We start from the raw sequence: 13,024 nt of genomic DNA, 5'->3' as shown, positions 1-13,024 counted from the left end.
ATACGAAATGGATATGGAATTTGTAGTTCAACTTATTAAACAAGGAACATTGATTTGTAAACAACTTGAAGGAGTAGGACTTATTTCTATGTCGGAAAAAGACTGGGAAATATTCCATCAAGCGGCGAAAGTATTTAATATAGGGAAGTACATTGATGAAGAAGCGAGCCGCTTACATACGTTTTATTTACTAGCGAATAAAACAATTGATGGCATGATGCATAAAGATCGAGTTAGATTAGCGCTTATTGCTTCGTACAAATCAAAAATGTTATTTAAACAACATTTAGCCCCATTTGAAGGGTGGTTTGATAAAAGTGAACAAAAAAAAATCCGGTTATTAGGAGCTGTTTTGCAATTTTCAGCCGCTTTAAATGTGAGACAAAGAGCGCTTGTTGAAACGATATCTATAACAGAAAGTAAAGAAGGATTAACATTTAGAATTGTATGTGAGCAATCGGCATTAGCGGAAAAAGTGCAAGCTGAAAAACAAAAAAAGCAGCTAGAAAGAGTATTGAAAACGAATATTAACTTATTATTCGAATCAGAATGTTAAGTTGTACGGATGTCTTTACGAAAAATTAACACTTTGGAATATTATAATTTGATAAAATAAAAGTAACTAAATTATAGTGAAAAAGTTTCAAAGGGAAGTGTGAAGAGAATGGAATTGCTAAAGGGGAATTTAGTAAATTTAAATGATACAGCGTATTATAATAACCGCGAGTTGAGCTGGTTAGCTTTTAATGAACGTGTACTACAAGAAGCGCAAGATGAAAATAATCCACTTTTAGAAAGATTAAAGTTTATTAGTATTTTCAGTTCAAATTTAGATGAATTTTTTATGGTGCGCGTAGCAGGTTTGAAAGATCAAGTAAGTGCTGGATTTAATCAGCCAGAAAATAAAGCAGGTTTAACACCGAAGAAACAATTAAATAAGATTGCGATAAAAGCTCATGACTTAATGACTGTACAGTATGATACGTTTAAAGGTTACGTATTGCCAGCGCTTGAACTAGAGGGGATTGAGCGTCTAACATTCCATGATTTGACGAAAGAGCAGAGGGAATTTATCGAAGAGTATTTTGATGAACAAATCTTTCCAGTGTTAACTCCTGTAGCTATTGATGCGTATCGTCCATTTCCTATGTTATTAAATAAAAGCTTGAATTTAGCTACTATTTTATACGATGAGAAGCAGGCAGAGGAAGAAAATCGCACGAAGTTAGGAATTGTCCAAGTGCCTTCTTTACTGGAGCGTTTCATATTTTTACCGAGTGAAGGGCAAAAACATAAATTTATTTTATTAGAAGATGTAATTAGTGGTTTTACTCATAAATTATTCACAGGATATAACGTATCACCTGTTACTCGTTTCCGTATTACACGTAATGCGGATTTAACAATCCATGAAGAAGGTGCACGCGATTTATTAAAAGTAATTGAAAAAGAATTGAAAAAGCGTAAGTGGGGAGCTGCCGTTCGTTTAGAAGTTGGTAAAGAACACATTGATGAAAGAGTGTTAGCGTTATTGTATGAGGTGTTGGAAGTAAAAGATGAAGATGTGTACATGATGGATGGACCGTTAGATTTAACATGTTTATTCTCCTTATATAAAAAATTAGCGCCTTTATATGAACATCTAGTATATCCGGCTCTTATTCCTCAACCTCCTCAAGATTTAGGTGATGAGGAAGATGTATTTGAAAAAGCGATAGAACATGATATTTTATTACACCATCCCTTTGAGTCGTTTCAGCCAGTCGTTGATTTTGTCCGTGATGCGGCAGATGACTCGAATGTACTTGCAATCAAACAAACATTATATCGTGTAAGTGGAGATTCTCCAATAATTCAGGCGTTGAAGGTAGCAGCTGAAAAAGGAAAACAAGTGACGGTATTGGTTGAGTTAAAGGCGAGGTTTGATGAAGAGAATAATGTTAATTGGGCTAAAGAATTGGAACAGGCCGGATGTCACGTTATTTACGGAGTAAGTCACTTGAAAACGCATAGTAAAATTACGTTAGTTGTAAGAAGAAGAAACGGAAAAATTGAAAGGTTTGTACATCTTGGAACCGGAAATTATAATGATGCAACAGCGAAGTTGTATACCGATTTTGGATATATTACATCGCGAAAAGACTTTGGTGTAGATGCAACAAATTTCTTTAATTATTTGAGTGGTTATACAAAAAAACCGCATTTTCATCATTTATCTGTTGCCCCGTTTGATATAAGAGAGCAGTTTATGGAGTTAATAGATGAGGAAATTCGTTACCATAGACAATATGGAAATGGATATATTATCGCTAAGATGAATTCGTTAACAGATAAACCGTTAATAAAAAAAATGTATGAAGCATCGCAAGCTGGGGTAAGGATAGAGCTCATCGTTAGAGGGACATGTTGTTTAAGACCTGGTATTCCAAATGTAAGTGAAAATATTCGTGTAGTTAGTGTTGTGGGAAGATATTTAGAACATAGCCGTATTTATTATTTCCATCATAATGGAGATGAAAAAATATATTTATCTTCAGCTGATTTGATGACGCGAAATATGGAAAAACGAGTAGAAATATCCTTCCCGATTTTAGATATTGAAATGAAAGCGAGAATAAAGGCAATTTTACAGCTAATTTTAGCCGATAATGTGAAAACACGTGAACAAAATAAAGATGGTGACTATTATTATATAATTAATAGTAGTATAGAAGAAATTGATAGCCAAGTGAATTTATTTAAGATGGCGTACCAAAATACAGATGCTGAATAATAGAGAAAAAGTAAAAACCTCTTAATCGAAATTAAGAGGTTTTTATTTTTTTCTCTACTCATTCTTCCATAAATGGAAGAATGAGTAGAGAGAATAGTTTTTTATTATAGGCGTGTGATAAATCGGTTCGTTGATAGAAAAACATTAGAAGAATCGTTGTTTTAAATTAATAATAGTATGGTTGTTGACAAGGCCCTCCGTAACAAGGAAAGGGTGCTGGTGGTGGGAAAGGCGGTGGATATGGCGGATAAAACGGTCTAGGGCCGAAAGCTAATGCTCCACCGAGTAACCCTCCAGCAATTCCAGCTAGAAATGGAACACCGAAAAATGGAAAGAAGCGTGAGTCGCCTGCTGGGCCAATAGATGCTGAACGAACTGGGATTGGTTGATAATATGGATACATGAACAAACCTCCTTTACTGGACTCATTTTTATCATATGGTGGACCAAGTGTGGATGAGCGCGTACAAGAAAGGATATGTAAGAAAATAGGCGAATTGTTACGAATGTTGTAGGATGAAGAGTGTAATTTCAGGTTTTGACATAAAGCGGAATGGGACACGTGTTCTTCCAATACCTCGATTGACATAAAGAGTCAAACCTTGAATGTTATAGAAACCCTCAATATATTCTTTTGCAAGCGACGGGGTAATAATAGCACCTAAAAAAGGAATTTGTACTTGTCCGCCATGGCTATGACCAGAAAGTTGAAGATTGATTGGATAGGTAGCGATTTGTGGCGCGATATCTGGTTCGTGAACGAGAACAATTGTATAAATGTTTTGTTTTGCATGTTGTAAAGTTTCCGCTATTTTTGGTTTACCTAGTAGCATATCATCGAGCCCGAAAATAGAAATTTCACTATTATCCAGTAAACGAATTCGTTTTTCGCTATTTTGCAAAAGTTCAAATCCAGATTCGCGCATGATGTGATCATAGTATTCAGTTCCATATCCACCATGGTCGTGGTTACCATAAATAGAAAATTTACCGAAGGGTGCCTGTATATTCTTTAAAATGGATGCAACAAAAGGAGCCTCGGTATATGTTTGGTAATTATCAATGAGATCACCAGTAAAAAGGACAATATCTGGCTTTTCAGCATTAATCTTGGAAACGATTTGAGATAAATGTTGGAGAGAGAAATAGTATCCTAGATGTAAATCGCTAAATTGAAGGATTTTCATACCATGAAAACCTTTTGGTATGAGCTGTGATTTAAGTGTGTGTTGCGTAAAAGAAAGCAAATAGGGCTCTATATATTTAGCATAATAATAGCCGATACTAGCGGTTATAAATGAATATAGACAAGTGCGTATTCCAGATTTTAAAAAATTTCTTCTTGTAATTTTCTTCATATATAGGTTACTCGAATCTCCCTTCAGTTTTTTGGAAATATATTTTAAACACTAAAAAAGTAGTATAGATTACGAAAAAATGAACGAAAAGAAACCCCTTTACGTTAAAATATCAGAAAAATTGAAAAATATAAAGATTTCTATCAAATAAAGTGATAAAATGAATGTGTATTCATTTTTTGGAGGGGATGTATGTGAAAGAGAAGGTAGTTATTATAACAGGTGGATCAAGTGGAATGGGAAAAGGGATGGCGACTCGTTTTGCGAAAGAAGGGGCACGAGTTGTTATTACAGGGCGTACAAAAGAAAAGCTAGAAGAAGCAAAGTTAGAAATTGAACAGTTTCCAGGGCAAGTATTATCTGTACAAATGGATGTACGAAATACTGATGATATTCAAAAAATGATTGAACATATTGATGAGAAGTTTGGACGAATTGATATTTTAATAAATAATGCAGCCGGAAACTTTATTTGTCCAGCAGAGGACTTATCTGTTAATGGCTGGAATTCGGTAATTAATATTGTATTAAATGGTACATTTTATTGCAGTCAGGCTGTTGGTAAATATTGGATTGAAAAAGGTATAAAAGGAAATATTATTAACATGGTGGCAACATATGCATGGGATGCAGGCCCAGGGGTTATCCATTCGGCAGCAGCTAAAGCTGGTGTATTAGCAATGACAAAAACTCTTGCTGTTGAGTGGGGACGTAAATATGGGATACGAGTTAACGCTATCGCACCAGGACCAATTGAACGTACAGGTGGTGCCGATAAATTATGGATTTCAGAAGAAATGGCTAAGCGTACAATACAAAGTGTCCCGCTTGGTAGGCTGGGGACACCAGAAGAAATTGCGGGTCTAGCTTATTATTTATGTTCAGATGAAGCTGCATACATAAATGGAACTTGTATGACAATGGATGGTGGCCAGCATTTGCACCAATATCCATTTTAAAAGGGATGGAAAATGAATGATTTATTATTTTTTCTTTGGTAAAATGTGACGAAGTTGTGACATGTGAGAGAAATGTGTTTACAAAGGGGAATATATACGTTATATTTAAGACCTCTTTTTTCTTCATAGTAGAATTGCTAATTCCCCTTAGCATTTTACCCCTCTAATCCCTTCAGGAAAACTGAAGGGATTTTTTATTATTTTTCCGTAAATATCGTGTTATAATTTTTGAAAAGTAAAGGGAGGGAAGCACGTTGATAGATGCGTTAGATGTAATGAGTAACTTGGATAAAGTCCTTCCTTATTATCAAGCTATTTTTAGTGCTGATGAGCATACAGTAATTGGATATGAAGTTGTAGGACGTATTCAAACAGAAGAGGGCATACAAAGTTTAGCATCTTTCTTCCATGATGATTCTATTCCGAGTGAGTTCCAACTTGAAGCGGATAACATCATTGTAGAAAAAGCGTTAAATAGGTATTTAGAAACGGATCAAAAATTATTATTATTTATACATCGGAATGCTAATGTATTAATGAATGATGAAGATGAAAGTTTACTTCAACTTTTGCTGATGTATGAAGAACAAGGTTTGAACTTACAACGCATTGTTCTAGAAATAACAGAACATGAATGTAAAGAAGATATAGAACAATTTAATCATTTACTGATGTATTATCGTACATATGGTATTCAAATTTCGATTAATAAAGTCGGAACGGGTACAAGTAATTTAGAGCGTATTAGCGTGTTAGCACCGGATATTTTAAAAGTAGATTTAACAAATTTAAGGCAAACTGCACTTTTACAATCTTATCAAGATATTTTATATTCCTTATCTTTACTTGCTAGAAGAATTGGTGCGACATTGTTATATGAAGAAATTGATGCTTTTTATCAACTACAATATGCTTGGAAAAACGGCGGTAGATATTATCAAGGTAATTATTTGAAAGAATGTTTACCTGATTTTATTGAAACGAATGTTTTAAAAGAGCGACTTGGTAATGAATGTCATCAATTTATTCTGCATGAGAAGAAGAAGTTGCAAAAAATTTATAATTTAACAGAGATGTTACGTGATCGAATTGGTGATGTTCTGTCAAAACAAAAAAAGAATGAAGATATAAATGATTGGTTATTACAATTTAGCCAAAGCATATCACAATATAGTTTTCGGATATTTATTTGTAATGAAGATGGTTTCCAACAATCTGGTAATATTATGAAAAAAGATGGTGAATGGATCATTATGCCAGAGTATTATATGAAGAACTGGAGCTGGCGCCCGTATTTTCTAGAAAATATAATGAAAATGCGTTTTGAGAATAAGGCAAGACTTTCAGATTTATATGCTGATATCGAAACTGGTGAAATGGTACGAACATTTTCATTCCCAATTGATGATGAAAACTTTTTATTTATAGATTTATCGTATGAATATTTATATGAGGAAGATGTTTTATTTTAATGCGCGAAGAGATTCGTGCATTTTTTTGTTTGTTTTTATCATAAATTGGTAATAGTGAAAATGATGATGAAAATGCTGTCTATCGTTGTAAAGATTTTACGAACGAAATCATCCCTTTCTTTGCATAATCATTGTTACAATGAATACTACAAAGACAAGCTCTTTTAAAAGGAAGGTGAAAAAATGAAGAAATATGGAATATGGTTTGTTCTATTTATATGTGTTGCCTTTCTAGTTGGCTATAGTGTCACAACTGTTTTAGGAAAAGAAGAAGTGAAAGTGGATCGGAAAGAAGTGTTTACAACGATACAAAAAGGTTATGAGACGCAATTTTCAATTCGCGGGAAGCAAATATCTATGAATAAGATGATAGAGACATTATCACCATATTTTACAAATAATTTCCTTCAAGTTTTTACAGATGAAAACAGTAGAAATGAAAAACAAAGTGGTGAATATTTACTTCCAGCAAAAGAAGCTCCGTTTTCCTTTAATTCAGAAACAAAAATGTCTTATGATGAGGAACATAAAAATCTATATGTCTACGAGCGGGCAAAGAGTGGACAATATCAAATTGTGACATTGCAAAAGGATAATGGAAAATGGAAACTAGCAGGGTATCATGAAAGTCAGGAACTGTTGACTGAAATAAAAAGGTTACAACAATTATGAGAATAGGGATAGGTGTCCCCTATTCCTATTCTATACCGAGTAGCTGTTGTAATTTTTCAATTTGAAAACCTGCGACAACTTCTCCGTCAATTACAACTGTTGGAGTTGAATAGGACTCATAGTCATATAAAAGACGATTGCGTGCAGCAGCGTCTTTTTTTACGTCAAATTCTTCATATACAACGTTATTATGTTTTAAAAATTCTTTCACAATGGTACAAGGCGGACAATCAGGTTGTGTATAAACCTCAATTTTTTTCATTGTAATTCCTCCCTTTTTCTGTTTTTTATTATATTCTGCCAGTATAAAAAGCGCAATAAAGAAGTAAAAAGATGCTCTTTCATCTTTTTACTTCGTATTTCGACAAATTTTAGTTGAGTTTCTGGCCAAGAACCTTTATCCTAGATTGTGGAACGTTTTTTCTGTTATGACGGATAGAATGAGTATAGCTGTAAAACCTATTGGTAGGAAGATCAGAGAAAGGAGAGATTTCATGTCTCTACTCCAAGGAATTTTAACTCGACTTGTTAGTCTACAAGAACAAGCTGAAAGCGGTGAAGTAGCACAACGCTATTTTGAAGTGAACGGTGAGCGCAAATGTAGCGTGAAATTTTTCGATAAAAGTGAAATGTATGAATTAGAAGTGTATCAACAAGGTGAAAAACCTCAAGTGTATCAATTCGATAACATCGATATGGTTGCAATTGAGATTTATGATATCATTAATTGATACATATAAAAAAGGTACTGCCAAATGGCGGTACCTTTTTTAGTTATATTAATTAATGGGCTATACAGGTAGTAGAAGTTGCAATTTAAGGCGCGATTAAATAAAAGGTTTTTTACAAATGTATATGTATAGGAATTTTTTATTTTTCCTACAATGATAGTAAATATTAATAGGAGGTGCAAAGGATGGAACGCTTACCGATTGTTATTTGTCCTAATTGTCACAGTCATGCTGAAATTAATCATGTATTAACCGCCCAGTCTAATCAAAATGTAATATATACATGTAAGTTTTGTAATTATGTAATTCGAAATATTGAAACGAATAAAGGGTAGTAAGTTATAATTTTTGTTTTTGTCCCATACAATGAGAATACGAAAAGTCTGTCTAATTGAAAGGACGTGACTATGTGGACGGTGAGCATACATTTTATAATGTTTCAGAGAGACATTTGAATTTTGATATGGTATTTAACCGTATTTGTAGTTTCATTGAAAAGGATCCACGAAATTTATATCGATTATCTATTGGGACAGACTCACAAGCGCATCAAAAGGATACGAGGTTTATTACAGCGATACATATTCATCGGGTTGGAAAAGGAGCATGGGGATGTTTGCATCATAAATCAGTGAAAAATAAGCCAGCAACGTTGCGAGAGAAAATATATTTAGAAACACAGTTTAGTCAAGAAATCGCCTATTTATTTACTCCCAATCATATACAAACAATATGGGATTTATTGCACCCATACGCTCAAGATGGAGCAGGATTCATAATGGAAATTCATTTAGATATCGGGAATGATGGTTTAACAAAAGAATTTATTTTAGATATGACGATGAAAATTCAAGCAATGGGATTAACAGCAAAAATTAAACCAGATGCTTATGCGGCATTTAGTTATGCGAACAGATATACGAAATAATGTGAAATGATGTCTATATATTCGCAGTCGTTAAGTATCCCTAACGAAAACTGAATATTACATCTACTAAATAAGCTGAAAAATTTATATAATGAGAGTGCAAGGAGAGGAGCATATGGAAAAGGAATTTGTTTTAACAAGAGAAGAAAAAAATTTATTGTTGGATATTCTGTTTCAGCAAAATTACGCGAGCGAAATTTTAGCGGTGGAGCTTACAGACATTGAGAATGGTTTAAAACAGACAGATGTGACGCAATATAAAAAAATTACAAGATTGTTTTACCGATTAAAAAATAAAGGGTATTAAGCACTACCGGAATGGTAGTCTTTTTTTTATGTTGTATGCTAAAATAGTTGTGTATCTTTATTTTTATTAGAAGAATGTTAGGACAAAATAATAATATGAAAACGCTATCATAAAATGTGAGTAGGATTGGAGAATATAAGCAAGAGAAATGGGGGATGTAACATGATTAGTATTCCGAAAGATGAGTTTCAACAAATTCTTGTGAAGGATTTAATGATTTCATCAGAAAAAGTAGCACATGTCCAAATAGGGAATGGTTTAGAACATGCTTTACTCGTTCTTGTGAAATCTGGATATTCGGCGATTCCTGTTTTAGACCCTATGTATAAATTACATGGGTTAATTAGTACTGCTATGATTTTAGATGGTATTTTAGGATTAGATCACATTGAGTTTGAAAGACTTGAGAATATGAAAGTGGAACAAGTGATGAAGGAAGAGATTCCAGTTCTTATGTTAGAAGATTCTTTTGCAAAAGCTTTAGAAATGACAATTGATCATCCTTTTATTTGCGCTGTCAATGAAGAAGGTTACTTCGAGGGTATTTTAACACGTCGGGCTATTTTAAAATTATTGAATAAAAAAGTGAGACAGCATAATCGATAACGTAGGGAAAGTGACTTCACTGAAAAGGCGAAGTCACTTTTTTTCGTGCATATCAGTTGTGTATGTATTATATTTAAAAAGACATAAAGCATAAGAAAACTTTGAACTAACAAACCGTTCTAATGTATAAAAGTATGCAATTAAATTAAGGATGAAATGCTTATTAAAATTAGGTGTATGGAAGCTAAGGAAAGAGGGAGAAAGTTGCAAATTGATGATTTTCAAATGATGGTTGTGTTAGCTCAGGAATCAAATATGAGAAAAGCGGCGGAACGTTTATTTGTTTCCCAACCTGCGCTTAGTCAACGATTACAATCTATGGAGAAACAATGGGGAATGAAATTTTTTATTCGTTCACAAAAAGGATTAACAATTACACCCGAAGGGGAAAAAGTTGCAAATTATGCAAAAGAAATGTTACAACGGGAAGAGGATATTAAAAGTGAACTGGCTCTTTTTAGAACGGAAACATACGGTACGTTAAAAATAGCTGTTGCATCAGTCATTGGGCAATATTGGCTTCCACCTGTTTTGAAAAAATTTGTGCATAAGTATCCTTCTGTGAAGATAGCTCTGTTTACTGGCTGGAGTAGTGAAGTGCAAAAGCAATTTTATGAAGGAGACGTTCATGTTGCTATACTGAGAGGATCACAAGAATACAAAGGGCAGAAACAACAATTATTTGAAGATGAATTATATTTAGTTGATAAAGAAATAAAAGATATTTCGATGTTAAAAGAGACAAATAGACCATTTATTCAATTTAAAAGTGATTCGACCTACTATGGACAAATACAAAATTGGTGGTATGGATTATTTTCAAATCCACCTAAGCGAACGATTGTAGTTGACCAAATTGAAACGTGCAAACAGCTTGTTTTAAATGGAATAGGTTACGCTCTTTTACCTTCGACTGTTTTAAAAGAAGTGCAGGAAAATATGTATAAAACACCTGTTCAATTAACGAGAGAAACATGGTTATTGACGAGTGACTCGGCAAGGCAGTTGAAGCAAGTACAAGCATTTTTAGAAATTATAGAAGAAATTCAAATGGAAAAATAAGATTATTGTCTTGCTACTCGCTCTATCGTTTGGTAGAGTAACATTATAAATGGATTTAGGAGGCAACAAGAATGAAAATGATGGACGCTAACGAAATTATTTCGTTTATTCAAAACAGTGAAAAGAAAACTCCTGTAAAGGTATACATAAAAGGGGATTTAAAAGAAGTAACATTCCCTGAAACGGTACAAGCATTTGTAAATAAAAAATCTGGTGTATTATTCGGAGAATGGTCTGAAATTAAGGCAATTCTTGATGAAAATAACAAGCACATTGTTGACTATGTAGTTGAGAACGACCGTCGTAATTCTGCAATTCCAATGCTTGATTTAAAAGGTATCAAAGCTCGTATTGAGCCAGGCGCGATTATTCGTGACCATGTAGAAATTGGTGACAACGCTGTTATCATGATGAATGCAACAATTAACATCGGTGCTGTAATTGGTGAAGGTACTATGATCGACATGAACGCAGTGCTTGGTGGACGTGCAACAGTTGGTAAAAATTGTCACGTAGGTGCAGGTGCTGTACTTGCCGGTGTTATTGAGCCACCTTCTGCAAAACCAGTTATCGTTGAAGATGATGTTGTAATTGGTGCAAATGTAGTGGTTCTAGAAGGCGTTACAGTAGGTAAAGGTGCAGTTGTAGCAGCAGGTGCTGTTGTAACAGAAGATGTGCCTCCATATACAGTTGTTGCGGGAACTCCGGCACGTGTAATTAAAGAAATTGATGAGAAGACAAAAGCAAAAACTGAAATCAAACAAGAGCTTCGTCAATTAAACCCAGAGAAATAAAAAACAAAAAGCGTAAGAGCATGAATGTGCTCTTACGCTTTTTATAGATAGAGGTGCAAAAATGACAGTAAGCAAATTTGTCCAAGTTCGTAGAGATTTACATAAAATTCCGGAAATCGGATTTAAAGAGTGGAAAACACAACAGTATATTTTAGATTATATAGGAACGCTTCCTAACGAATGTTTGGAAGTGAGAACATGGAAAACAGGTGTAATTGTTAAAGTAAATGGGAAAAATCCTGAAAAAATAATAGGTTATCGTGCAGATATAGACGGTCTACCTATTACAGAGGAAACTGGATATGAATTCTCTTCTGTCCATGAAGGAATGATGCATGCATGTGGACATGATTTGCATGCAACAATCGGTTTAGGCCTTCTAACAGCGGCTGTAAGCGAAAGAATAGATGATGATCTTGTATTTATATTCCAACCAGCTGAAGAAGGTCCAGGTGGTGCACTTCCTATGTTAGAAAGTGATGAGTTAAAAGAATGGAAGCCTAATATGATTCTTGGACTTCATATTGCGCCTGAATACTCTGTGGGAACAATTGCGACAAAAGAAGGTTTATTATTTGCGAATACATCAGAGTTATACGTTGATTTAAAAGGAAAAGGTGGACATGCTGCATATCCGCATACAGCAAATGATATGATTGTTGCAGCGAGTCATCTCGTTACACAACTTCAATCAGTTATTAGTCGTAATGTGGATCCCCTTGACAGTGCGGTAATTACAATTGGGAAAATTACAGGTGGTACAGTTCAAAACATTATCGCAGAAAAGTCTCGTTTAGAAGGAACAATTCGAACGCTATCAGTGGAATCAATGAAACGTGTTAAAAGCCGAATTGAGGCAATTGTTGCGGGAATAGAAGCTTCCTTTCAATGTGAAGCTGTTATTGACTACGGAGCGATGTATCATCAAGTGTATAACCATGAAGAGTTAACGAGAGAGTTTATGCAATTTACACGTGAACAAACGAATATGGACGTAATTACATGTACGGAGGCAATGACAGGTGAAGACTTCGGTTATATGCTTCGAGAGATACCTGGATTTATGTTTTGGCTTGGAGTAAATTCAGAATATGGTTTACATCATGCGAAATTAAAACCAGACGAAGAGGTTATTGAGAAAGCGATTGTATTTTTAAATCAATATGTGAAGTGGAAGGGAAATAGAAAGTGAACTTACTCGCTAATTGTGCAACAGTTTAGAGTGGGGATTTTTTAGTTCCGAGACGAAAACATCTTTTGTATTTGTTAGTGTTAGACATCTTCATACAAATGAGTAGAGTTAAATTTGACGTCTTAATAATGAGCAGGGGTTTTTAGCCACTGCTCATTATTAATTAGTAC

15 protein-coding genes and 1 pseudogene are annotated in these 13,024 nt (G+C 34.2%); 13 read left to right on the top strand and 3 right to left on the bottom strand.

All coding sequences use genetic code 11. From position 1 onward, the window contains the following. Together AB3X48_RS11085 and AB3X48_RS11080 are read left to right on the top strand one after the other, a co-directional pair. Positions 1-556, top strand: a pseudogene (locus AB3X48_RS11085) (exopolyphosphatase); the annotation flags it as partial. A 108-nt stretch (positions 557-664) separates the two neighbouring features. After that, positions 665-2,773, top strand: a complete 2,109-nt coding sequence (locus tag AB3X48_RS11080; RefSeq protein ID WP_002160668.1) for a polyphosphate kinase — start codon at positions 665-667, stop codon at positions 2,771-2,773. A gap of 166 nt (positions 2,774-2,939) precedes the next feature. Here AB3X48_RS11080 and AB3X48_RS11075 read toward each other — a convergent pair whose 3' ends face one another. Together AB3X48_RS11075 and AB3X48_RS11070 are read right to left on the bottom strand one after the other, a co-directional pair. Next, positions 2,940-3,176, bottom strand: a complete 237-nt coding sequence (locus AB3X48_RS11075) for a hypothetical protein (protein ID WP_002145984.1) — start codon at positions 3,174-3,176, stop codon at positions 2,940-2,942. A 97-nt stretch (positions 3,177-3,273) separates the two neighbouring features. Beyond that, on the bottom strand, positions 3,274-4,131 hold the full coding sequence (locus tag AB3X48_RS11070) for a metallophosphoesterase (protein WP_016106053.1): 858 nt from the start codon (positions 4,129-4,131) through the stop codon (positions 3,274-3,276). Between the two features lie 194 nt (positions 4,132-4,325). Here AB3X48_RS11070 and fadH point away from each other — a divergent pair, with 194 nt between their 5' ends. From fadH to AB3X48_RS11055, 3 genes are all read left to right on the top strand, one after another. Further along, positions 4,326-5,090 carry a 2,4-dienoyl-CoA reductase gene (gene fadH, locus AB3X48_RS11065; protein WP_002145986.1) on the top strand — a complete coding sequence of 255 codons (765 nt, stop codon included), beginning with the start codon at positions 4,326-4,328 and terminating at the stop codon, positions 5,088-5,090. 254 nt (positions 5,091-5,344) lie between these two features. Next, a complete protein-coding gene (locus AB3X48_RS11060) occupies positions 5,345-6,562 on the top strand; it encodes an EAL domain-containing protein (protein WP_002111513.1) in 1,218 nt (405 codons plus the stop codon). Positions 6,563-6,745: 183 nt separating this feature from the next. Further along, a complete protein-coding gene (locus AB3X48_RS11055; protein ID WP_002111512.1) occupies positions 6,746-7,234 on the top strand; it encodes a DUF3993 domain-containing protein in 489 nt (162 codons plus the stop codon). Between the two features lie 25 nt (positions 7,235-7,259). Here the strand turns inward: AB3X48_RS11055 and AB3X48_RS11050 are convergent, their stop codons facing one another. After that, complete coding sequence (locus AB3X48_RS11050; protein ID WP_002111510.1) at positions 7,260-7,496, bottom strand: glutaredoxin family protein; 237 nt, start codon at positions 7,494-7,496, stop codon at positions 7,260-7,262. A gap of 232 nt (positions 7,497-7,728) precedes the next feature. On the opposite strand from AB3X48_RS11050, the gene AB3X48_RS11045 reads away from it, so the two are divergent. The 8 genes from AB3X48_RS11045 to AB3X48_RS11010 all read left to right on the top strand — a co-directional run bounded on the left by AB3X48_RS11045 (position 7,729) and on the right by AB3X48_RS11010 (position 12,854). Beyond that, positions 7,729-7,965, top strand: a complete 237-nt coding sequence (locus AB3X48_RS11045) for a YkuJ family protein (RefSeq protein ID WP_002111509.1) — start codon at positions 7,729-7,731, stop codon at positions 7,963-7,965. A 185-nt stretch (positions 7,966-8,150) separates the two neighbouring features. Next, positions 8,151-8,300 (top strand): hypothetical protein, encoded by a 150-nt coding sequence (locus tag AB3X48_RS11040; protein WP_002160670.1) that lies wholly within the window; start codon positions 8,151-8,153, stop codon positions 8,298-8,300. A 74-nt stretch (positions 8,301-8,374) separates the two neighbouring features. Then, a complete protein-coding gene (locus AB3X48_RS11035) occupies positions 8,375-8,893 on the top strand; it encodes a ribonuclease H-like YkuK family protein (protein ID WP_002111508.1) in 519 nt (172 codons plus the stop codon). A gap of 115 nt (positions 8,894-9,008) precedes the next feature. Continuing rightward, positions 9,009-9,200, top strand: a complete 192-nt coding sequence (gene abbA, locus AB3X48_RS11030; protein ID WP_016106051.1) for an antirepressor AbbA — start codon at positions 9,009-9,011, stop codon at positions 9,198-9,200. A gap of 162 nt (positions 9,201-9,362) precedes the next feature. Further along, positions 9,363-9,806, top strand: a complete 444-nt coding sequence (cbpB, locus tag AB3X48_RS11025; RefSeq protein ID WP_002145988.1) for a cyclic-di-AMP-binding protein CbpB — start codon at positions 9,363-9,365, stop codon at positions 9,804-9,806. A 177-nt stretch (positions 9,807-9,983) separates the two neighbouring features. Continuing rightward, the gene (gene ccpC / locus AB3X48_RS11020) at positions 9,984-10,868 is read left to right on the top strand and encodes a transcriptional regulator CcpC (RefSeq protein ID WP_033710806.1); all 885 of its coding nucleotides are present in this window, start codon (positions 9,984-9,986) and stop codon (positions 10,866-10,868) included. Between the two features lie 71 nt (positions 10,869-10,939). Next, a complete protein-coding gene (dapD, locus tag AB3X48_RS11015) occupies positions 10,940-11,662 on the top strand; it encodes a 2,3,4,5-tetrahydropyridine-2,6-dicarboxylate N-acetyltransferase (protein ID WP_016106050.1) in 723 nt (240 codons plus the stop codon). A gap of 61 nt (positions 11,663-11,723) precedes the next feature. Further along, positions 11,724-12,854, top strand: coding sequence for an N-acetyldiaminopimelate deacetylase (locus AB3X48_RS11010; RefSeq protein ID WP_016106049.1), 1,131 nt, complete (start codon positions 11,724-11,726; stop codon positions 12,852-12,854). The last annotated feature ends 170 nt before the right edge of the window (positions 12,855-13,024 follow it).

Source organism: Bacillus sp. S4 (genome assembly GCF_040838205.1).
Lineage (GTDB): Bacteria > Bacillota > Bacilli > Bacillales > Bacillaceae_G > Bacillus_A > Bacillus_A cereus_U.
Note: the sequence above shows the minus strand (reverse complement) of the source record. Positions and strands in the feature narration are given on the sequence as shown.